Source organism: Asticcacaulis sp. EMRT-3 (genome assembly GCF_030027245.1).
In the GTDB taxonomy this organism is placed as follows: Bacteria; Pseudomonadota; Alphaproteobacteria; order Caulobacterales; family Caulobacteraceae; genus Asticcacaulis.
Genome location: NZ_JASERT010000001.1, coordinates 341,068 through 360,878, shown reverse-complemented (window position 1 = coordinate 360,878; position 19,811 = coordinate 341,068). Strand labels below are relative to the sequence as shown.

Genomic DNA, 19,811 nt, shown 5'->3' with positions numbered 1-19,811 from the left:
TTTCGAGCCGAGGCAAGCGCAAGTGCGCGCCCGAGCCTATGCGAGGAAAAGCCTGCGTGGCGACTGAACGCCAAAAAAGCTCTCTTAGGCTGCGTAACCGACGCGGCCCTGATCAAGCCACTGGCGGGCGGCCTTCTGGGCTTCGGCGATCTCTTCGCGGCCCATTTCGCGCGACAGTTCGCGGCGATAGACACTGGCTTCCATCGAACCGCGCATGGCGGCCAGATTGAACATCATGTGGGCCGAGATCAGATCGAGCGGTGCGCCGCCCTGACCGGTCGAATACATCATGCCGAGGCGAAACAGGTCATCGCCGCCCATATCCGGGGTCGGCAAAGGCAGGGTCAGCGTTTCTATCATCGTCGTCATCTTCTGATGCCGCGCCTTCTTGCGCGTCTCCGTTGAGGTCTGATGAGATGATTTCAACACCGGCTCGTGAAATTAAAGTTAACACATAAGTTTACTCTGAATTTTTTATGTAAAGAAATGAATAATATTAAAATATACATTCATATTTTTGTACATAATGATTTATATTTCCATAATATTGTAGTTTACATTGCTTATAAATCGTAAATATAGAACATATTCAAGAATAAGTACTGATAGAATCGGTTAACGCCAATGATGACGCCGCCCCAATTCCAGTTAAACTCGCCAGACCAGCCTCACCAAGCCTGTCGCCTGCCCCTACGGATGGCTTTTCACGCCGCCTTATGCCATGATCTCATTCAGCTTCGGTTCAGCTTGGTTCTGTCATAAAGGTGGCAAGACGATAATTTTATCGCCCCATGTATCAGGTCCTCATGGGTCTTTGGCAAGGTTACCCCTGCTGTAAGCCGCGATGAGTTCGACCTGCAAAGACAGTGAGGAGCCTATGAACAGCAAGTTTGCAAAAAAAGCGGCCTCATACCAACTTGCGCAGCCCAGAACCTATTTGGGCGCAAGTTGGTATTCGCATTTTTTCAGCTCAAGCGCCGCATGGCTCGCCGCATCCGCGGCGACGCGCAGTCGCGCTTGCCAAGCTGCGATGAGCCAAAATCATCGCAGCTTGGTATCAGCCACGGTTTCCGGTCTGGCGCTTGGCCTGATCCTGGCCCTGGCCGCCATGCCAAGCCTTGCCGCCCCGCACGGCGGCCACGATGGCGGCGGTCACGAAGGCGGTGGTTATCAGGGCGAGCGAGGCGGCGGTCGGGGTGGCTGGAACAACGCGACCAGCAGCAGCACCAGCCGCGACTATGTGCGCCCCGCCGCGCCCGCCACAAGTCCGCGCCGCGACAGCCGTACCCCCGCGACCAATAGTACGGGGAATTCGAACCGCCCGTGGTGGGGCAGTAATAATCATGCCCCGCTCAATGGCCGCCCCCCTCAGACCCAGACGCAGACCACCACGCAGTCCACAACCCACTATGACAATGCGCGTGGCCGTGGCCCTGATCACGATGATAGAGATCGTTCAGCCCGTGGTGATCACAACTGGAACGGCGGCCATAATGACGGAAATAATGACCGTGGTGATCACAACTGGAACGGCGGCGGTGATCGGGGTGACCGCTACGGCGGTGGCGACCGCAACAACCATTATGGCAATGGCGGTTACGGTGGTTATAATCGTGGCGGCTACAGTTACGGCGGCTACAGTCGTGGCCGCACCCATTTCGACTGGCATGACAACCAGCACTTCCGTGGCTATTCGGGCGTGCGCTATGGCTACTATTTCTTCCCCGGCGTCGGCTATTACAATGTGCCGTCGCAATGGTATGGCCATCGCTGGCTGGAAGGCGAATATCTGCCGGACTTTTTCGACAGCTACCGCATCTACGACTGGCAAGCCTACGACCTGCCCATTCCTCCCTATGGCTGCGCGTGGTACTTCCTCGGCGAAGACGCCGTCCTTGCCGATGTCGATACGGGGCGCATTCTCGATGTGATCTACGATTTTTACTGAATACCAATGTCGCCATCCTGGAAAAGCCCCGAAGCCTCAGCGCTTCGGGGCTTTTTTCATGATCGCCGTCCTGATTTTCCGCCGCTGACAAACATATGCTTCCCTTATTTTTGGAACAAATTTTTGCCGGGACGGAATCCCAAACTTCTCACCAGAGCGGTTTGCATTCTGATTGAATCGGTCAAAGGCATGCAACCCGCTCTACATTTTACGTTTTTCCGCATCTCGCATTCAATTTGTAAGTCAAATGAAACGCGCGTTGCTCTAGGCCGAAATATCCAGCCACAGTTCATAGTTGCAGGCATCCGTACGTACACCGATGAGGATTCACATGAAAAACCCTTCTCTTAGAACGACCTTCCTGACCGCTTCCGCCGTGGCGACGCTCGCCCTGGCTCCGGCCCTCGCCCACGCCCAGACGACAAGTCAGGCTGCCGGTCAGGCCGCGCCCGCCGCCGCCAATCCGCTTCAGGGCGCCAGCCCCGCCCAGTTGCAGCGCGAGCACAACCGCGCTGTGAAGGCGGGCGATACCGCCAATGACCCGATGAATCCCGCCAGCAGCAATGCGCTCAATCAGGCACAGCTACAGGGCACGCCCTTGCCGGACGGCACCACAGCCGATGCGGGTGGCCCCGCCGCCGCCCCGCCTGATGCCTCCGCGCCACCGCCGCCGGCCTCCACTATGTCGTCTCCTGCCAATCCCCCTGCGGGTACGGATAGCGGGGCCAATGGCGGCATGAATACGGGCACCACACCGCAATAGCTGAAGAATTTTGTCACGGAAAAGCCGACCCCTGCCGGGGGTCGGCTTTTCCGTCTGTGTAATAAATGCAAAATTCATATAAATTACAATTTTTATAAAATAAAAAATCCATAAATATAATACTTTTTCAGATGAAAATGCCTTTATTTTTTGTAACAATAGCGTTTTATAGTCAAATTTGCGCCTTAATTTGAATAAAAACTAACAATCAGGTTCGACGTGAAAGATATACGTCAAGAACTTAAAAGACTTATTTGCGAAATACGCAAATGAAACCTGTATAAAATGAAAACCTCCAGAGAAAGTCCATAGATCATGAAAAACGTCCTGCACATCACTGCCGCCGCTGCCCTCGTCGCCGGCCTCGCCCTCGTTCCGATGATGTCGGCGGCTCAGGATGCCGCTGCTCCCGCCACCACGGACACCACCGCCGCCGCTTCGAGCGACAGCGCCTCGTCGTCGTCTTCGTCGGATTCTTCGGCCAGCGATTCGTCTTCGGCCAGCGCCTCGGCGGATTCGTCGAGCGCGGCGGCTTCGAACTAGAGCGTTTCCCCAAAAAGTGGATCCACTTTTTGGATAAGGAAGAGCGATAAAACAAAAACTTAGAGCGTCGATCTGATTCCATCAGATCGGCGCTCTAAAAAAAAGCGGCCTCTCCCCATCAGGAGAGGCCGCCTTTTTTACACAGTCCGCCACGCACGCGCCCTCATCCGGCGCGTTTTTTATGCGCGACGATCAGTCAGCCCCTCGCCGGATGGCGATGCGCGCCAGCAGGCCCCAGCTCAGCTTGCCGCCAGTCAGCGCCCCCTGCCGGAAGGCGCGCCGCCCGACGCCGATCATGAACACCATCAGCACCACCATCAGGGTCAGGCTAAGCGCGATCTCCCACCACGGCAGCGGCTCAGCCAGCCTCAGCGGCATCAGAAACGGTGTAAAGATGGGCACGAAGGACAGCCAGCGCAGAATCGGCGATTCCGGCGCGATGAAAGCCGACTGCATGCACAGCATCGGCACCATCAGCACCATCATCACCGGCCCCATGATCGCCTGGGCGTCCTTCTGGGTTTCGCAAAAGGCGCCAATCGCCGCGAAGGACACGCCGAACATCAGATAGCCACAGGCGAAATAGGCCGCCAGCAGCAACAGATGAAGCGGCGAAAACAGCCCCGCCAGCCCCGCCTGCACCGCCGCCAGCATATTGGGCGGCAAGAAGCTCAGGCCCGAACTAAGCAGCACCCAGCCACCCAGCGACCAGATAGCACCGACGGTCAACATGACGCAGGCCACGCCCAGCACCTTGCCGATCAGCAGGCTTTCCGCCGAGGTCGAGGCCAGCACAACCTCCAGCACCTTGCTCGATTTTTCCTCGATCACGCCCGACAACAGGATCATCGACGACGACACGATCGTCATCCAGGCCAGATAGCCGCTCATCATGCCGATAATGCGCGGCGCATTATCACGCAGCATATCGCCCAGCGCCCCGCCCGCCCTCAAAGTGCCGGGCGACAGGCTGACCAGCGTGGCGCGCGATTCGCGCATATCGTGCGCCAGTTGATGGTCAATGCCGTGTTCGCGCGCCAGTTTGTAATATTGCAGGCCGTGCAGATCCCATTGCAGCATGTCCTGCAACTTGCCTTTTTGCGCGTGGGTGGACCACAGGTGAAACTGCAACACATCGCCATCATCATAGGCGAGGATGATGTTCGATACCTTGGCATCGGGCGCGGCCAGCAGTTTCGGGATCAGCGCCTCGGCCTGCGCGACACTCAGCCCGGGGTGACTGGCCGGATCAAGCGACGGCGGCAAGGCTGCCAGCCGCACCACATCGCCATGCGCCATTTTCGCCGCCAGCCCTTGCAGGGCGTCGCTTCCGGCAGGTGGCGCGGCCTTCGCCTGCACCAGATCGCGCAAATCACCACCTATATGATCATGGCTGAGATCGAGCACGGCCACCGACAACACCGTCACCGGCGCGCTCTGGCGCAGCAGCACCGGCACGAAGATGATCGCCGTGATCAGCAAAGGCAGGGTCACCAGCGACAGCCAGAAGCCCGTGGTGCGCACAAAGGCCATATATTCGCGGCGCGCGATCAGCAGCGTCTTAAGTATGATCGTCTCCTGCCGTTTGGGCCGCCGCTTCGGTCAAAACAATGAAAGCGTCATGCAGGCTGGGCTCGCGCGCCTCAAAACGCCGCACATCCAGCCCTTTCAGAAAAGCCGCCTTCAGCGCCTCATGCGGACTGGCCCAGGCCGCCAGACGGCAATGCCACAGCCGCCCCTCGTCCGTTTCCATCTCGCTCGCCGTCTCGACCCCCGGCAGGGCCAGACAATCGGCTTCATCGAGCGCACCTTCCAGATCGAGATGGCGCGGTGCCGCAGCGCGCGCCTCCTTCAGCGTGCCCTCGAACACCTTTCGCCCGCGCCCCATCAGCACCACTTTTTCGCACAGGCGCTCGGCGTGCTGCATGACGTGGGTGGAGAACAAAACTGTCGCCCCGCGTTTGGCCAGCCCGCGGATCACCTCTTCCAGCCCCTGCTGATTGACCGGATCAAGCCCGGAAAACGGCTCATCAAGGATCACCAGCTCCGGCTCATGCACCAGGCACGAGATCAGTTGCACCTTTTGCGACATGCCTTTGCTGAGCGAACGTATCTGCGTATGGGCAAAGGCCCCCAGCCCCTGCGCCTCCAGCATCTCACGGCCACGGCGGCGCGCCTCGGCGGCCTTCATGCCCTTCATCTCGGCCAGAAACACGATGACATCAATGGCCTTCATCTTACGATAAAGTCCGCGCTCCTCCGGCATGAAACCGATCCGGTCGAGCGCCCGCGCCGATGAGCCGCCCAGCACGCTGATCTGCCCCGTCGTGGGAGCCGTCAGGCCCAGCATCATGCGCACGCTGGTCGTCTTGCCCGCGCCATTCGGGCCCAAAAATCCGCAGATCGTGCCGCGCTTGACGCGAAAGCTCAGATCACGCACGGCCTGAAAATCGTCGTAGGTCTTGCCGACCCCTTCCAGACTCAAGGCCAGATCGCTCATCGTCACCCCCGTTTTGCGGCAACCTAATGCGTTATCTCTGCAAAGGGAAGCGCCCGTGTAACCGAACGGCGCGCCGCGGCGTATCCCCTTTTCAGACAGCGCCGCCTGTCCCAACCCCATCTGAGGAAACCTCTATGCAACGCACGCTGCAACATAGTTTGGCCTTCGCCGCCCTCGCCCTGACCTTCACCGCCGTCACCGCCTGCTCCGCCCCACACAAAAGCGACAACGCCATGTCTGAAATGTCATCGTCTTCGTCCGATGCGATGGCACCTATGGCGGGCAGCGACACTATGGCCATGTCGTCCTCGTCCGGCATGTCATCGGATGCGATGGCCCCGTCTGGTGCCATGTCTGGTGCCATGTCTGGTGCCCCGTCTGGCACCATGTCGTCGGGCGACACCATGAGCCACTGATGAAGGCAAAGGCAGGCGGCTCCCCTCCGCCTGCCTTAACCGCTTTTGAACATGCAGGTGCGCCTTCCAGATCTCATCCTTACGTTCTCCGGTTTAAAGTTACCGTAGAAAACCGAAGGATGACGCATTATGATCCGCACACTAGCTTCCGCCGCGGCCCTTGCCGCCGCCCTCATCCTAGCAGGGCTGCCCGTCGGGGCGCTGGCCCAGTCGGCCGCTTCGCCCGCCGCCCATCTTCATGACCCGGCCCAACTCCAGCGCGAGCACGCACGCGCTCTGGCCGCTCACGATCCGGCCAACGACCCGTATAATCCGCATAGCGCCAACGACCTCAACCGTCGCCAGCTCGAACGCGCACGGGCTATGGGCAATGGCCCCGGCGTGCGGGACGACACCTATCGCACACCTGATAAAGCGAAAGCGCAGCCCCCGGCGGCCAGTCCGCCTGCGGCTGTCAACAGCGACGACGTGCCGATGAACAATACCGGCGTCCTGCCGCCGCCCTACAGTGCGGCCCAATAGATGCCCAATCATGAAAGCTATTTTGCCGCCGCGATCGCCGCCTCGATATCGCTCATCTCATGGCTTTCCAGCCGCTTGCCATTGACGAAGAAGGTCGGGGTCGAATTGACATGGTCGGCTGCCATGTGGGCATTCATCGTATCCATGAAGGCCGAGAAGCTCGGCCCGTCGGCCACGCAGTCCAATTCCGCCTGATGACTGATGCCGACCGCCTTGGTGACATCGGCCAGAACCGTGCCGACCTGGCCTGTCTGGTAATAATCGTCCTGATCTTTGAAGAAGGTATCCACCACCTTGAAATAGGGCGTCGAATCTTTCGGATTGGCGCTCTGGTTCACGGCGCAGCGCCCGATCAGAAAGGCCGACAGCGCATATTGCTGCGGGCTGGTCAGCACTTCGCGAAAAATATAGTGCACCTTTCCGGTGGCCAGGTATTTCGCCTGGAAATTCGCCCAGTTCTCTTTCTTCCAGGCCGCGCAATGCGGACAGGCAGCGGAGGCATATTCGATCACCGTCACCGGCGCTTTCGGATTGCCGAGCGTCATGTCGGGCAGGAGCTTCGGATCGGAAGATGGCATGACGAGAGCCGGAATGGCGGCTGCATGATCCGCCGCCGAAGCGGGCAGGCCCAGCACCATCATGCCTGTTATCAAAACACCGGCGAAACCGCGCATCAGTCTGGCCATTTTATTTACCCTGCAACAGCGGCTGAATCGCATCGTCGAAATCCGACAGGGTGCCGGTATGGCGCTCAAGCACCTTGCCATTGATAAAGAAGGTCGGGGTCGAATTGACGCCGTCCTTCTTCATATAGGTGTCGATATTATCCTGAATGCGCGTCAGGCCCGCCGGATCGGTAATGCACTTGTCGAAGGCCTTGCCGGTGACGCCGACCGAAGCGCCGATGCGGCGGAGAACCGGGATGGCGTTCTTGCCCGTGCCATCGGAGAACATCTCGTCCTGCGAAGCCATGATCTGGTCGATGACCTTGAAATAATTATCCTTGCCCGCACAGCGCGCCAGCAGGATACCGGCGGCGGAAACATCCTGCGGCGGAGTCAGGAATTCGCGGTAGATATAGTGAATCTTGCCCGGCGTGATGTATTTCGCCGTCAGTTGCGGCATCACGTCCTTCTGGAATTCGGCACAGTGCGGACAGGTCACCGAGGCATATTCGATAACGGTCACCTTGGCATTGGGATTGCCGAGATCCATGTCGCCGCTGCCGACCGGTGTGGGGGCGGGCTTGCCGCAGGCCGCCATCAGCAGGGCGGCACCCATCAGGCCGCCAAAACTGACCAGACGGAAAAAGGCGTTGATCGGATGTTTCATCAGTTTCACTTACTTAAGCAGGGGCTGGATGGCATTGTCGAAATCGCTGATGTCGCCCTTGACCATCGTCATGCGCTTGCCATTGACGAAGAAGGTCGGCGTGGCGTCCACCTTATCGACCCGCATATAGGTGTCCATTTTTTGCTTCAGCGTGTCGATGGCCTTCTTGTCTGTGATGCAGGCATTGAACTGGGCCTGCGTCATGCCCACCGACTGGGCAATCCCCCACAGGACGGGACGGGCGTTGCTGTAGCCGGTTTCTTCGCCGCCCATTTCCTTCTGTGAGCGCATGATGGCGTCGATCACGTCGAAATACTTGTCCTTGCCCGCGCACTGCGCCAGCAGGTGGCCCGCCGTGGCCACCGAAGGATTGCCGGTCATCATCGGCTTATAGACATAAAGCACCTTGCCGGTGTCGATATATTTCGCCCTGACCTCAGGGATGACGGTGGCATTGACCTGGGCGCAGATCGGACAGGCCACAGAGGCATATTCGACCAGAGTCACCTTGGCATTGGGATTGCCCATCGTCATCTCACCGGCGGTTGGATCGGCCTTTTTGGCGCAGGCGGTCATCAGGCCGAGCGAGGCGATAGCCCCCACCAGCAGGATTTTGGCGGCCAACCCGGCGAAGAACCCCGGCTTGCCAGCACCGGAAGATTGCAGCTTGGACAATATCATGGGGTTTCCCTGAAAAAGCGCACATCGGAATCGCGGCCTTTCAGCCGCGTACCAACCTTTTATAGTTTTGCCGTCTTTTTTAAAGAGCAAAATACGCTGGAAATAAGGCGCGAAATGGTCGGGCGTCAGCCCTGAGGCGCGTTCTTCTGCCGTCGCAGCACCCCGCGCCCCAGCTTGAGCAGTTGCGCCCGCAGCTTTTCATCGCTGACATCGGCCACCTGTCTTTGCAGGGCCAGTTCGTCCTGCGGGCTCAAGGGCCGGGGGGGCGCGGGTTTCGGCGCGGCGGCCTGACGGGTGAGCGGCCCCTGAATCAGGCGCAGGCGTTCCACCTTGCGCCCGCCGAGATACAGGTTGATGCGGTCGATCAGCACCGCCGACTGGTGCTGGATCAGCGGCGCATAGGCCCCGGCCACGCGGATTTCGAGCGCCCCGCCGGTGCGGCCGCGAATAATGCGCACCGGCTCGCACAAACGGCCCAATGATTCGCCGACGATCTCGTTCCAGCGCGATTTCAGCGCCGATGTGCCGTCATCCATCGCCTCGAATTTCTTTTGCAGGCTTTTCAGCAGGGGCTGAACCTGTTTTTGTACGGGCGGCCTCGGTTTGGGCGCGCGTTTGGTGCGCAGCGTGCGTAAGATGCGTACCGAGTCCTCGACGGATGGCAAAGAGCGTTTCATCGTGACGATTATAATGAAGGATGCGGCGCTTGTCGCGCGCTTAAGAGCGGCCCTGCTCGACTGGTACGACCGGCATGGCCGCAAGCTGCCGTGGCGCAACAGCGGCCAAGGCCACGCCACCGCCGATCCCTATCGCATCTGGCTGTCCGAAGTCATGCTGCAACAGACCACGGTGGGCCACGCCGCCCCCTATTATGACAAATTCCTCAGGCTGTGGCCGACAGTTGGCGATCTGGCCGCCGCCGAAGACGGGCGCGTCATGGCCGAATGGGCGGGGCTTGGCTATTATGCCCGCGCGCGCCGGTTGCTGGAATGCGCCCGCACCGTGGTGCGCGAGCATGGCGGCCGGTTTCCGCATACCGAAGCCGGTCTGCTGGCCCTGCCCGGTTTCGGTCCCTATACGGCGGCGGCAGTGGCGGCGCTGGCTTATCACCTGCCCGCCAATGTCATCGACGGCAATATTGAGCGCATTATGAGCCGCCTGTACGCCATCACCACCCCCCTGCCCGCCGCCAAGCCTGAGATACGCGAAGCCGGCGCACAGTGGCTGAGCGAGGCGCGGCCCGCCGACTGGCCGCAGGCCCTGATGGATCTGGCCGCTCTGGTCTGCCGCCCCAAATCGCCCTTATGTCTTACTGATCCTTTGGCCTGCCCTGTTGCCGAGGCTTGCGCCGCCCGCGCGCAAGGTCAGCCTGAACGCTTCCCCATTAAGGCCGCCAAACCGGTCAGGCCGCGCCGCTTCGGCACGGTGTTCGTGATGCGCGCGGGCGATGCCGTGATCGTCGAGCGGCGACCTGATAAGGGCCTGCTCGGCGGTATGCTGGGCCTGCCGCACAGCGACTGGGGCGCGGATGAAACGCCCCCCGCCCCGCCGCTTGAAGGGGTCTGGCGCGATCTTGGCGATTATGAGCATGTCTTCACCCATTTCGCCCTTAGCCAGTCTGTGAAGCTACTCGATGTGCCGCCCGCCGAAGCGGCCAGCCTGTTACGCCAGCATAATGGCTGGCAATGGCTGCCGCTCGATCAGGCCAGCAGCCTGCCGACCGTCTTCGCCAAAGCCCTGCGCAAGCTGGATCAGGACGGGATGACTTTACCTGGAATCGCTTTTCCTTCCCCTCTCCCCTCATGAGGGGAGAGGGCGGGAGCCTAAGCAAAGCGAAGGCGACCGGGTGAGGGGCATTCTTTATGTACCTGCCCAGCCCCTCATCCGGCCTTCACTGCGTTCAGGCCACCTTCTCCCCATTGTCATGGGGAGAAGGGAAAGTTTAGCGACCCAAACTCATATCATCATGCTTTAGCGTCGACAAACGCCGCAATCTTCCACAGGAATCACACGCCCCGTCGCGTAAGTTTCTTGACCGCCTTTGCCATGCTATGAGTGTTAAGGAATAGTTTATGGAAACAATCCTTGCAGTTTCAGAAGATCAAGCTTTCGGGTTTCAAGTCCTTTGTCGATGCGACTGAGTTTCGCATCGATCCGGGCCTGACCGGCATTGTCGGGCCCAATGGCTGCGGCAAGTCGAACCTGCTTGAGGCCCTGCGCTGGGTGATGGGGGCTACCTCGGCCAAGGCGATGCGCGGCGCCGGCATGGACGATGTCATCTTCGCCGGTTCGGATAAGCGCCCGTCGCGCAACTGGGCCGAGGTGACGCTGACCATCGATAATGCCGACCGCATGGCCCCGCAGCCCTTCACCGATCAGCCCATGCTGGATGTGGCGCGGCGCATTGATCGCGGCGCGGGCTCATCCTACAAAATCAATGGCAAGGAGGTGCGCGCCCGCGATGTGCAGCTTCTGTTCGCCGATGCTTCGACCGGCGCGAATTCGCCCGCTCTCGTCCGCCAGGGCCAGATTTCCGAGCTGATCGCCGCCAAGCCGCAAAACCGCCGCCGCGTGCTGGAAGAAGCGGGTGGCGTGTCGGGCCTGCACACCCGCCGCCATGAGGCCGAACTGCGCCTTTCCGCCGCCGAAACCAATCTGTCACGGCTTGATGACATCGCCCGCGAACTCGATTCCGCCCTGTCGCGGCTCAAACGCGAAGCACGTCAGGCCGATAAGTACAAAAAGATTTCCGCCGAGATCCGTGCCCTGCAAAAGGCCATTCTCCACGCCAAATGGCTGGAGGTGCGCCACCTCCTCGAAAGTGCGGTCAGCGACATGCAGGCGCAAACGGCGCGTGTCGAGGCCACTACGCGCGCTGCATCTGTGGCCCAGACCGCCGCCCTGAAGGCCGCCGAAGCCATTGGCCCTTTGCGCGAAGAAGAGGCCGTGGCCGCCACCATCATGCACCGGCTCAATATCGAAAAGGAACGCCTCGATCTCGAAGAAAAGCAGGTGGCCAGCGAGATCGAACGGCTGAAAAGCGAGCTGAAACGCTTGCAGGATGATTTCCAGCGCGAACAGGATCTGTCGGCCGATGGCGGGGCGCAGGTCGAACGGCTAACCGCGTCATTGGCAAGGGTGCGCGAGGAGATCGCCAACGCCCCTTCGCAGGAACCGGAGCTGAGAAAAGCACTCGAACAGGCCGAAGCCATGCGCGTCAAGGCCGATAACGCCATCGAGGTTCTGGCCGCCGAACAGGCGGCGCTTACCGAACGCCAGAGGCTGGAAAGCGCGCGCCTCAATGAGGCCAAAACCCGTTATGAGCGCCTGACCGCCCAATGGCAGACGGCGCAAAACGAACGTCAGGCGCTGGGCGTCTTCGATCACGCCGCTGTCGAGTGCCTGAAGGCCGAAGCCGCCGAAGCGCAAGACCGGCTAGACGCCGCCCGTCAGGCCGCCGATGCGCTGGAAAGTGGCCGTCCGGCGCTCGTCAATACCGAGGCGCAAAGCCGAAAAACCGTGCGCGAACTGGAAGACCAGCTTGGCCGACTGGTGGCTGAAGCGCGGGGCCTCAGCCAGATACTGGCCGGTAACCGCAAGGACGGCGCGCCGGTGCTTGATCAGGTTCGGCCCGAAAAAGGCTATGAACTGGCGCTGGCGGCGGCGCTGGGCGATGACCTCAATCTCAGCCTGTCGAAACGCACGGGCAGCGCCGCCCTGGCCTTCTGGAGCGAGGATTTCGAATCGAAGGCGTCCGGCATCGATCTGGCCGCGCTGGGCGTAGCCCCCTTAAGCGCCCATGTCCGCGCCCCCGCTGCGCTTTCCTTGCGCCTGTCCACGGTCGGCGTGGCCGCCGCCGCCGATGGCGACCGCCTGCAAGGCCTCCTGCCCGCCGGGGCGCGGCTCGTGTCGCGCGAAGGCGATCTGTGGCGCTGGGACGGATTGATCGTGCGCGCCAAAGCGCCCAAGCCCGCCGCCGTGCGGCTGGCCCAGCGCACGCGCCATGACGAACTCGAAACCGAAATCGACGGCCTGAAGCCCAGACTGGCCGAGGTGCAAGGTCAGCAGGCCGCCGCCGCGCAGGCCGTCAGGACGCACGAAGAGTCCTTGCGTCAGGCGCGGGGCCGCCTGCCGGAACTGGAGCGTCAGGTACGCCTGAAGCAGATGGCCGCCGAAGAGAGCTTACGCGCCCAGACCCAGTTCGAGGCCCGTGTCGAGGCGCTGGAGGCCAGTCTCGCCCGCCTCAGCGCCGACCACGCCGAGGCCGAAGCCGCCTTCCGCGCCGTTGAGGCGGCGCAAACCGCAGGCCTCGATACGGACGCCATGAAGGCCGCGCTCGATGCCGCCCGCGCCGAGGCCGGTCAGCACCGTCAGGCGGTGATGCGCGCCCGTGCCGATCTCGATCAGGAGGCCCGCGACCGCAGCGCCCGCGAAGGCCGCGAACGCACCTTGAGCCGCGAACTGGCCGAATGGAGCCGCCGCACGCAGGATTCGGCGGCGCGCACGGGCAAGCTCGAAAAGGATCAGCAGGCCACGCGCGCCACGCTGGAAGCCGCGCAATCCGCGCCCCACGCCTTTGAGGCCAAGCGGCTCTCTCTGGTCGATTCGCTCAGCACCGCCGAAAAACGCCTGAATGAAGGCCGCGACAAGCTGAATGCCGCCGAGCAGGCCCGCCGCGACGCCGACATCGATGTGCGCGGCCACGAACAGGCCGCCTCCGCCGCCCGCGAGGAACGCGCCGGGGCGCAGGCCCGTCTCGAAGCCATTCAGGACAAGGCGCGCGACATTGAAGCCCTGATCCTTGATCAGACCGGCGGCTCGCCCGATGAGCTGGGCAAGCGGCTGAAGGAAGAAGCCATCGCTACGCCTGCCGATGCTTCCGGCGCCGAATCGCTGCTGTCCGGTCTGGAAAAGGAGCGCGACCAGTTGGGTGCGGTCAATTTACGCGCCGAGGAAGAGGCCAGCGAATACGAGGCGCGCCTCGATACCCTGTCCAAGGAACGCGGCGACCTGACCACCGCCATCGCCAAATTGCGCGACGGCATTGATGAACTGAATGCCGAGGGCCGCGAACGCCTGCTGGCCGCTTTTGAGATCATCAACGAACACTTCAAAACCCTGTTCGTCACCCTGTTCGACGGCGGATCGGCCGAACTGCGCCTGATCGAATCGGACGATCCGCTCGAAGCCGGGCTGGAAATCTTCGCCTGCCCGCCGGGCAAACGGCTCTCGACCATGAGCCTGATGTCGGGCGGCGAACAGGCCCTGACCGCTACGGCCCTGATCTTCGGCGTGTTTCTGGCCAATCCTGCACCGGTCTGCGTACTCGATGAGGTCGATGCGCCGCTCGATGACGCCAATGTCGATCGCTATTGCCGTCTGCTGGCCGAGATGCGCCAGCGCACGCGCACCCGCTTCATCGCCATCACCCACAATCCGGTCACCATGTCGCGCATGGACCGCCTGTTTGGCGTCACCATGAGCGAGCGCGGCGTGTCGCAACTGGTCAGCGTCGATCTGTCGCAGGCCGAGGCGCTGGTGGCCGAAAACGTGGCCTAGATTTTCAGCCACTATGCTTGGTCTGAATCAAAAAAAATCGCCTGATCTTGGCCCTGTGCATAACAAAGCCGGTTCTGTCATGATGAAACGCGCCGCAGCGCCTGCGATTCCGGTGATTTTACGCTGTTATAAACTTGCAGTAAAACCGACATGACAGCGCTGTTTCCCATTTATTTTCAAACAGCTTGCTTTTGCTCCATGTCACTGCTTGACCTTTGCATATCTCTTGAGTAGGTTCCGCGCCGTTCGAAGCCGGAATAACGACCCCGTTGTTCCGCCTGTTGGGTGCTGAACGTGACAGATGAACTTCCAGACGAAAGCTCGGCAAAAAACAAGCTGAGCGATCTCGATAAACGGCTGACGGCCATCGAAACGCGCGAGCGGAAAGAGAAGCCCGACTCCGGCGCCGAGGTGGGTGCCAGCAAGGGCTATCAGGCGCTTGGCCAGTTGCTGGGAGGCATTGTGGGCGGACTGGGGCTGGGCTGGGTCAGCGATCATTATCTCCACACGCTTCCGTGGGGCATGATCATCGGGGCCATATTCGGCATGGTGTTGTCGGTCTATCTGATCGCCAAGACGAGCCAGAGCTAAAAGCATCCGCGGGGCTTCTGCCGCGAAATTCAAATGTTTGGCGGTCCGCCTTGATGACGGGCCGTTCTTGTTAAAAGAGGTTATAAGGGCTTATGGCCGATCCGTTACACCAGTTTAAAATCGAGACCGTCTTGCCGGGGCCGGCCTTTGACGTAGCGGGCGTGCATTTCGACCTCTCCATCACCAATTCGGTGCTGGCCATGATGATCGCCGTCGGCCTGACGCTTATTTTCTTCACCCTGTCCACGGCGCGCGCCAGCATTATTCCGGGCCGGATGCAGGTGATGGCCGAAGGGCTGTTCAGCCTGGTCGATGATCTGACCGAATCGATCATCGGCCACGATGGCCGTCATTTCTTCCCTTACGTCTTCACCCTGTTCCTGTTCATCCTGAGCTGTAATCTGGTCGGCATGTTCACCATCTTCACCCCCACCTCGCAGGTGGCGGTGACCCTGACCCTGGCCCTGCTGACCTTCGCCATCGTGCTGCTGGTCGGCTTTATCCGCCACGGCTTTGGCTTCTTCAAGATGTTCCTGCCGTCGGGCGTGCCCTGGTATCTGGCCCCGCTGATCATCCTCATCGAAGTCATCTCCTTCATGGTGCGCCCGGTCACCCTCACCCTGCGTCTGTTCGGCAATATGGTCGGTGGTCATATCGTGCTGAAGGTCTTCGCCAGCTTTATCCTCATGGCCGCCAGCATCGGCGTGGCCGGTTGGGCGATCGGTGTCCTGACCCTCAGCACCATGGTGGCGCTGACTACCCTCGAATTCCTGGTCGCTTACCTGCAAGCCTTCGTGTTCGCGGTTCTGGCCTGTGTTTACCTCAGTGACGTGGTCAATATCGGCCACCACTAATCTTTTTTCTTCTTTCTCTCTTTCCCATACGGAGCTTAACTGATGGATTCTCAACTCATCGAAACCGGCCTTCGCGCTATCGGCGCTGGTCTGGCGACCCTCGGCATGATCGGCGCCGGTATCGGCCTCGGCATCCTGTTCGGCAACTATTATCTGGGCGCCCTGCGTAACCCGTCGGCGGCCAAGACCCAGCAAACCAACCTGTTCATCGGCATGGCGCTGACCGAAGCCCTCGGCATCTTCGCCTTCGTTATCGCCCTGATGATCCTGTTCGTTCTTAAGTAAGCAGCCGCGATTCCGCGCCCTGACCGCCGCATGTCCGCGATGGCAGGCAGGCCCAGGGCGCGAAAGCGAATCGCAAGGATAGATAATGACCGTAGCCACCTCTCCTGAGGCTCCTTCTTCCGTCAGCGCTTCAATGAGCGCGCAGGCGTCGTTTTCCGCGACGCCCAGCGTCACCACGGTCGCCACCCTGGTGCCGGGTCAGGCCGTGGCCTCCGTTTCGGCCATGCCGCAGACCGTCTCCGCCACCTCGGCAACGACGGAACATCCCGCTAAGGACGAAGGCGGTATGCCTCAGCTCGACATGGCGCAATGGCCGGGCCAGATCGTCTGGCTTTTGGTCATCTTCGGCGTCTTTTATCTGCTGATCGGTCGGATTTTCGCCCCGCGTCTGCGCAAGGTGATCTCGAACCGCGGCTCCACCATCGCCGAAGACCTGGCCAATGCCCGCGCCAACCGTGATGAGGCTGAGGCTCAGGCGAAGCAGGCCGAAGCCGACATCGCCGAAGCCCATGCCGCCGCGCGCCGCATGGCCGCGGAATCGCTGGCGCGTTCCAATGCGGAAAGCGCCGCCGTTCAGGCCGAGGAAGACGTGAAGCTCAACAAGCGTCTCGGTGAGGCCGAAGCCCGCATTCGGGCGGCGCGTGACGAGGCGATGAGCCATGTCAGCGACATCGCCAGCGAAACGGCTGCGGAACTGGTGGCCAAACTGACCGGCAAGGCGGCCACCGCCGCTGCGCTCAAATCCGCTATGGCAAAGGTGTAGGCTCATGGACATGATGCAAGACCTCGAATTCTGGGTCCGTCTGGCGCTTGGCATCTTCTTCGTGATTCTGCTCGTCATGAAGGTGCCCGGCTCACTGTGGAAGACGCTCGGCGAAAAGGGTGAAGCCGTGCGCGCCGAGCTCGATGAGGCCGTGCGCATCCGTCAGGAAGCGACCGACCTGCTCACTACGATCAAGGCCCAGCGTCTGGCTTCCGAGAAAAAGGCCCGCGAACTGATTGCGCTGGCCGAAGAAGAGGCTCAACGCCTCACCCAGGAGGCACACGCGAATCTGGAAGCCAGCATCCAGCGCCGCGAAGCTCAGGCCGAGCGCAAGATTGCTCAGGCCGAGGCCAGGGCCACCGCCGATGTCAAGTCGGCCGCCGCCGATCTGGCCGCGCAACTGGCCGAAACCGTGTTGAGCGAGCGTTTGGCCAAGACAACTTCCGATCCGCTGGTCGATAAGGCCATCGGCCAGCTCGAAGGCCGCTTCAACTAAACGCTTTCTGTGATACAATCAAAAGGCCCGGCGCATATCAACGCCGGGCTTTTTTATTTAAGACAACCCCCGGAACCAGACATCGCAACTGGCCGCCTGAGCGCGATGACCGGCGGCGCGCTGATCAGCTTCGGCATCATGGCCCCACTGTTCGGTCTGGAAATCCTCACCGATGCGCGACGCGGCAAAGGCCTGCTCACCCGTCAGATGGCCGCGCCATACGGCTAGCGCCAGCACCACCGAGCCGAACAACGGAATCGCCGCCATCAGGCCAGCACGCTCAAAGGCGTTCATGGCTGTCAGCAGTTCAGAAATTTTCTGTGTTGTCTCAGCCGGTTGCGGCTGATGGATAAGAGTTTTGTTCTGATGAAAATCCAAATCCAGTTCCGTTCGCGCCCAGTCGAGCAGCGGCAGCCAGGCCGCCGCCTCGCGCGCCTTCAGGGCTTCGGGGTAGTCGGACGGATAGCACAAAAGATCGGTTTCGGCATAGCGCAGCACCTCGGCCACGGTGTCCTCATGCCGTTCGTCCATACGATCGCTGGCGGCGAAACCGAGGCGTGTCAGCGGCATGTCGGCAAACTCGACATGCTTGTCCACCGCCGCCCATTCAGCCGCTACCGCTTCGGCCAGGGCCGCGCCGGGCAGACGCAAAACCTTACCCGTCGGGGTTTTGACCGGACGGCCATCAAGGTGCACCTCATAGATGCCGCCATCCGCAACAGCGCAGGCCACTTGCCAAAAACGCTTGGGACGAAAACCCAACTGATCGGAGGCTTTGGAAGGGGCTTCGGCCTTATAGGTCATGTTTCAAGCTCTTGGACGAATATGTTAAGCCACAGACTGAGGTTCAAACGCATCCAGCAAGGCCTTCAACTCAGCGAAACTATGCACAATATCATGCGCCCCGGCCTGTTGCAGTTCGGCGACCGTATGGAAGCCCCACGACACGCCGACCGTATAGACACCGGCTGCGCGGCCCATGCCAATATCATGCGCTGTATCGCCGATCATCACCGCCTCATGGGTGGCGACGCCGAGCGCATCAAGATTGCGTTGCAGCATGTGCGGGTTCGGTTTGGAGGGGCCATCATCGGCGCAGAAGGTGACATCGAACAGTCCCTGCCAGCCATACAGCGTCTCATTGCGCGAAACACCGCGTCGTGACTTACCCGTGGCCATGCCGAGCAACCAGCCTTCGCGTTTCAGGCGGCGCAGGGTATCATCGGCTCCGGCATAGAGGCCCTCGCGGAAATCAGGGTCTTCGTGGAAACGCACGAAACTGCGTTTATACTGATGGGCATAGGCTTCGGCCTTATCGAGCGGCAGTTCGGGCCGCAGGGTCTGCACCGCCTCCAGCAGGGACAGGCCGACAATATGGCGGGCCTCCTCATAGGTCGGCGGTTCAACCCCGATGGCGGCGGCCCCTTCTTGCAGCGCGAGCAGGATCGAGGCGCGGCTGTCCACCAGCGTGCCATCGACATCCCAGACGGCTAATTTTAACCCTTTAATCGCCACGCCAGTACTCAACGCTTCTTCTTTTTCATATTCACAAACGGATCGGGCTCGGCCTCGTGGGCATCGAAGCCGAAGCGCTCAAACCCGGCCTTGATGACCGGATCGAGCGGCGCTTCCACGATCAGCGTGCCCTGGGTCGGGTGCGGCAGTTCGATGCGGCGGTGATGCAGTTGCAGGCCCAAACCTTCCGACAGATCGCGGCTGGCGTCATTTCCGTATTTCGGATCGCCCAGAATGGAGTGACCGATAGCCTGCATATGGGCGCGAAGCTGGTGGGTGCGGCCGGTATGCGGGCGTAAGCCCAGCCATGTGACGCGCGGCCCGGCGCGGCTGATGGTGACATATTCGGTTTCGGCGGGCTCCGCGCCCGGCTCCTTGATGTCGGCGGGCTGGACGATCTCGCGGTCGTGAAAACCCTTCTTGATCAGCGGCGTATCGATATAGCCCTCTTCCGGCTTCGGGTTGCCGACCACCAGCGCCCAATAGGTCTTGTGGGCGCGTCGCTTGGCGAAAGACCCAGCCAGACGCGCCGCCGCCGAAGGGCTCTTGCCGAGCAGCAGCACGCCCGATGTATCGCGGTCGAGACGGTGAACGAGGCGCGGTCGTTCCAGCCCCTCGCCCCAGGCCGACAGCAGGCGGTCCACATGGTTCTTCGTCTTGGTGCCGCCCTGCACCGCCAGCCCCGCAGGCTTGTTAATGGCGATCACGTCTTCGTCCTCATACAGAACCAGTGATCTGACAAAACGGATTTCCTGCGGGCTGAGCGTGGCGCGTTCGCGCTTTTGCTCATCGACATCGGGCGCATCCGGCAGGGGCGGCACACGCACCGTCTGGCCCGTCGTCAGCCGTGTCTCGGCCTTGACCCGCCCGCCATCGACGCGCACCTGACCGGAGCGCAGCAGCTTGTTGAACTGGACGTGGTTGAGGTGCGGCCAGCGGCGCTTGAAGAAGCGATCGACGCGGATACCGTCTTCGCCCTCCGCCACATAGAGGGTCTTGACCTGTTTCGGTTCGGATGTGTTCACGCGGATACCTTGCGGATA

At 61.1% G+C, this 19,811-nt stretch carries 22 protein-coding genes; 12 read left to right on the top strand and 10 right to left on the bottom strand.

All coding sequences use genetic code 11. From position 1 onward, the window contains the following. Positions 1 to 84: 84 nt before the first annotated feature. Complete coding sequence (locus QB905_RS01755; protein ID WP_282972853.1) at positions 85 to 369, bottom strand: sel1 repeat family protein; 285 nt, start codon at positions 367 to 369, stop codon at positions 85 to 87. Between the two features lie 661 nt (positions 370 to 1,030). On the opposite strand from QB905_RS01755, the gene QB905_RS01750 reads away from it, so the two are divergent. From QB905_RS01750 to QB905_RS01740, 3 genes are all read left to right on the top strand, one after another. Continuing rightward, complete coding sequence (locus QB905_RS01750) at positions 1,031 to 1,948, top strand: RcnB family protein (protein WP_282972852.1); 918 nt, start codon at positions 1,031 to 1,033, stop codon at positions 1,946 to 1,948. A gap of 331 nt (positions 1,949 to 2,279) precedes the next feature. Next, positions 2,280 to 2,711 (top strand): hypothetical protein, encoded by a 432-nt coding sequence (locus QB905_RS01745; RefSeq protein WP_282972851.1) that lies wholly within the window; start codon positions 2,280 to 2,282, stop codon positions 2,709 to 2,711. Between the two features lie 315 nt (positions 2,712 to 3,026). After that, positions 3,027 to 3,254 carry a hypothetical protein gene (locus tag QB905_RS01740; protein WP_282972850.1) on the top strand — a complete coding sequence of 76 codons (228 nt, stop codon included), beginning with the start codon at positions 3,027 to 3,029 and terminating at the stop codon, positions 3,252 to 3,254. Positions 3,255 to 3,446: 192 nt separating this feature from the next. On the opposite strand, the gene QB905_RS01735 is transcribed toward QB905_RS01740, so the two are convergent. Then, a complete protein-coding gene (locus QB905_RS01735) occupies positions 3,447 to 4,787 on the bottom strand; it encodes an ABC transporter permease (RefSeq protein WP_282972849.1) in 1,341 nt (446 codons plus the stop codon). A gap of 28 nt (positions 4,788 to 4,815) precedes the next feature. Further along, positions 4,816 to 5,754 (bottom strand): ABC transporter ATP-binding protein, encoded by a 939-nt coding sequence (locus QB905_RS01730; protein WP_282972848.1) that lies wholly within the window; start codon positions 5,752 to 5,754, stop codon positions 4,816 to 4,818. A gap of 134 nt (positions 5,755 to 5,888) precedes the next feature. On the opposite strand from QB905_RS01730, the gene QB905_RS01725 reads away from it, so the two are divergent. After that, on the top strand, positions 5,889 to 6,170 hold the full coding sequence (locus tag QB905_RS01725; protein WP_282972847.1) for a hypothetical protein: 282 nt from the start codon (positions 5,889 to 5,891) through the stop codon (positions 6,168 to 6,170). Between the two features lie 129 nt (positions 6,171 to 6,299). Further along, a complete protein-coding gene (locus tag QB905_RS01720) occupies positions 6,300 to 6,692 on the top strand; it encodes a hypothetical protein (protein ID WP_282972846.1) in 393 nt (130 codons plus the stop codon). A gap of 17 nt (positions 6,693 to 6,709) precedes the next feature. On the opposite strand, the gene QB905_RS01715 is transcribed toward QB905_RS01720, so the two are convergent. The 4 genes from QB905_RS01715 to QB905_RS01700 all read right to left on the bottom strand — a co-directional run bounded on the left by QB905_RS01715 (position 6,710) and on the right by QB905_RS01700 (position 9,382). Next, positions 6,710 to 7,378, bottom strand: a complete 669-nt coding sequence (locus QB905_RS01715) for a thioredoxin domain-containing protein (RefSeq protein ID WP_282972845.1) — start codon at positions 7,376 to 7,378, stop codon at positions 6,710 to 6,712. Between the two features lies 1 nt (position 7,379). Continuing rightward, the gene (locus QB905_RS01710) at positions 7,380 to 8,024 is read right to left on the bottom strand and encodes a DsbA family protein (protein ID WP_282972844.1); all 645 of its coding nucleotides are present in this window, start codon (positions 8,022 to 8,024) and stop codon (positions 7,380 to 7,382) included. Between the two features lie 9 nt (positions 8,025 to 8,033). Further along, positions 8,034 to 8,705, bottom strand: coding sequence for a thioredoxin domain-containing protein (locus QB905_RS01705; RefSeq protein WP_282972843.1), 672 nt, complete (start codon positions 8,703 to 8,705; stop codon positions 8,034 to 8,036). A 125-nt stretch (positions 8,706 to 8,830) separates the two neighbouring features. Further along, the gene (locus tag QB905_RS01700; protein ID WP_282972842.1) at positions 8,831 to 9,382 is read right to left on the bottom strand and encodes a DUF721 domain-containing protein; all 552 of its coding nucleotides are present in this window, start codon (positions 9,380 to 9,382) and stop codon (positions 8,831 to 8,833) included. A 13-nt stretch (positions 9,383 to 9,395) separates the two neighbouring features. Between QB905_RS01700 and QB905_RS01695 the strand changes: the two genes are divergently transcribed. The 7 genes from QB905_RS01695 (at position 9,396) to QB905_RS01665 (ending at position 17,253) form a co-directional block, all read left to right on the top strand. Continuing rightward, a complete protein-coding gene (locus QB905_RS01695) occupies positions 9,396 to 10,511 on the top strand; it encodes an A/G-specific adenine glycosylase (protein WP_282975550.1) in 1,116 nt (371 codons plus the stop codon). Between the two features lie 279 nt (positions 10,512 to 10,790). Further along, positions 10,791 to 14,264: a chromosome segregation protein SMC gene (smc, locus tag QB905_RS01690; RefSeq protein ID WP_282972841.1), complete on the top strand. Its 3,474-nt coding sequence runs from the start codon at positions 10,791 to 10,793 to the stop codon at positions 14,262 to 14,264. A 294-nt stretch (positions 14,265 to 14,558) separates the two neighbouring features. Continuing rightward, on the top strand, positions 14,559 to 14,855 hold the full coding sequence (locus QB905_RS01685; RefSeq protein ID WP_282972840.1) for an AtpZ/AtpI family protein: 297 nt from the start codon (positions 14,559 to 14,561) through the stop codon (positions 14,853 to 14,855). A gap of 92 nt (positions 14,856 to 14,947) precedes the next feature. Further along, the gene (locus QB905_RS01680; protein WP_282972839.1) at positions 14,948 to 15,709 is read left to right on the top strand and encodes a F0F1 ATP synthase subunit A; all 762 of its coding nucleotides are present in this window, start codon (positions 14,948 to 14,950) and stop codon (positions 15,707 to 15,709) included. Positions 15,710 to 15,751: 42 nt separating this feature from the next. After that, a complete protein-coding gene (locus QB905_RS01675) occupies positions 15,752 to 15,994 on the top strand; it encodes a F0F1 ATP synthase subunit C (protein ID WP_282972838.1) in 243 nt (80 codons plus the stop codon). 85 nt (positions 15,995 to 16,079) lie between these two features. Further along, positions 16,080 to 16,757, top strand: coding sequence for a F0F1 ATP synthase subunit B family protein (locus QB905_RS01670; protein WP_349252555.1), 678 nt, complete (start codon positions 16,080 to 16,082; stop codon positions 16,755 to 16,757). 4 nt (positions 16,758 to 16,761) lie between these two features. After that, positions 16,762 to 17,253: a F0F1 ATP synthase subunit B family protein gene (locus QB905_RS01665; protein ID WP_282972837.1), complete on the top strand. Its 492-nt coding sequence runs from the start codon at positions 16,762 to 16,764 to the stop codon at positions 17,251 to 17,253. Positions 17,254 to 17,310: 57 nt separating this feature from the next. Here QB905_RS01665 and QB905_RS01660 read toward each other — a convergent pair whose 3' ends face one another. Genes QB905_RS01660 through QB905_RS01650 form a run of 3 tightly spaced genes read right to left on the bottom strand, consistent with a single transcriptional unit; the run spans position 17,311 to position 19,793 of the window. Then, the gene (locus QB905_RS01660; protein WP_282972836.1) at positions 17,311 to 18,057 is read right to left on the bottom strand and encodes an ATP12 family protein; all 747 of its coding nucleotides are present in this window, start codon (positions 18,055 to 18,057) and stop codon (positions 17,311 to 17,313) included. 24 nt (positions 18,058 to 18,081) lie between these two features. After that, complete coding sequence (locus QB905_RS01655; RefSeq protein WP_282972835.1) at positions 18,082 to 18,780, bottom strand: HAD-IA family hydrolase; 699 nt, start codon at positions 18,778 to 18,780, stop codon at positions 18,082 to 18,084. Further along, positions 18,777 to 19,793 (bottom strand): RluA family pseudouridine synthase, encoded by a 1,017-nt coding sequence (locus QB905_RS01650; protein WP_282972834.1) that lies wholly within the window; start codon positions 19,791 to 19,793, stop codon positions 18,777 to 18,779. Before QB905_RS01650 ends, QB905_RS01655 begins: the two co-directional genes overlap by 4 nt. Positions 19,794 to 19,811 lie beyond the last annotated feature (18 nt).

Excerpts from the sequence above, each read along its gene's own strand:
- QB905_RS01755 (WP_282972853.1), bottom strand. The coding sequence starts at position 369 with ATGACGACGATGATAGAAACGCTGACCCTGCCTTTGCCGACCCCGGAT.
- QB905_RS01750 (WP_282972852.1), top strand. The coding sequence starts at position 1,031 with ATGAGCCAAAATCATCGCAGCTTGGTATCAGCCACGGTTTCCGGTCTG.
- QB905_RS01745 (WP_282972851.1), top strand. The coding sequence starts at position 2,280 with ATGAAAAACCCTTCTCTTAGAACGACCTTCCTGACCGCTTCCGCCGTG.
- QB905_RS01740 (WP_282972850.1), top strand. The coding sequence starts at position 3,027 with ATGAAAAACGTCCTGCACATCACTGCCGCCGCTGCCCTCGTCGCCGGC.
- QB905_RS01735 (WP_282972849.1), bottom strand. The coding sequence starts at position 4,787 with ATGGCCTTTGTGCGCACCACGGGCTTCTGGCTGTCGCTGGTGACCCTG.
- QB905_RS01730 (WP_282972848.1), bottom strand. The coding sequence starts at position 5,754 with ATGAGCGATCTGGCCTTGAGTCTGGAAGGGGTCGGCAAGACCTACGAC.
- QB905_RS01725 (WP_282972847.1), top strand. The coding sequence starts at position 5,889 with ATGCAACGCACGCTGCAACATAGTTTGGCCTTCGCCGCCCTCGCCCTG.
- QB905_RS01720 (WP_282972846.1), top strand. The coding sequence starts at position 6,300 with ATGATCCGCACACTAGCTTCCGCCGCGGCCCTTGCCGCCGCCCTCATC.
- QB905_RS01715 (WP_282972845.1), bottom strand. The coding sequence starts at position 7,378 with ATGGCCAGACTGATGCGCGGTTTCGCCGGTGTTTTGATAACAGGCATG.
- QB905_RS01710 (WP_282972844.1), bottom strand. The coding sequence starts at position 8,024 with ATGAAACATCCGATCAACGCCTTTTTCCGTCTGGTCAGTTTTGGCGGC.
- QB905_RS01705 (WP_282972843.1), bottom strand. The coding sequence starts at position 8,705 with ATGATATTGTCCAAGCTGCAATCTTCCGGTGCTGGCAAGCCGGGGTTC.
- QB905_RS01700 (WP_282972842.1), bottom strand. The coding sequence starts at position 9,382 with ATGAAACGCTCTTTGCCATCCGTCGAGGACTCGGTACGCATCTTACGC.
- QB905_RS01695 (WP_282975550.1), top strand. The coding sequence starts at position 9,396 with ATGAAGGATGCGGCGCTTGTCGCGCGCTTAAGAGCGGCCCTGCTCGAC.
- QB905_RS01680 (WP_282972839.1), top strand. The coding sequence starts at position 14,948 with ATGGCCGATCCGTTACACCAGTTTAAAATCGAGACCGTCTTGCCGGGG.
- QB905_RS01675 (WP_282972838.1), top strand. The coding sequence starts at position 15,752 with ATGGATTCTCAACTCATCGAAACCGGCCTTCGCGCTATCGGCGCTGGT.
- QB905_RS01670 (WP_349252555.1), top strand. The coding sequence starts at position 16,080 with ATGACCGTAGCCACCTCTCCTGAGGCTCCTTCTTCCGTCAGCGCTTCA.
- QB905_RS01665 (WP_282972837.1), top strand. The coding sequence starts at position 16,762 with ATGGACATGATGCAAGACCTCGAATTCTGGGTCCGTCTGGCGCTTGGC.
- QB905_RS01660 (WP_282972836.1), bottom strand. The coding sequence starts at position 18,057 with ATGACCTATAAGGCCGAAGCCCCTTCCAAAGCCTCCGATCAGTTGGGT.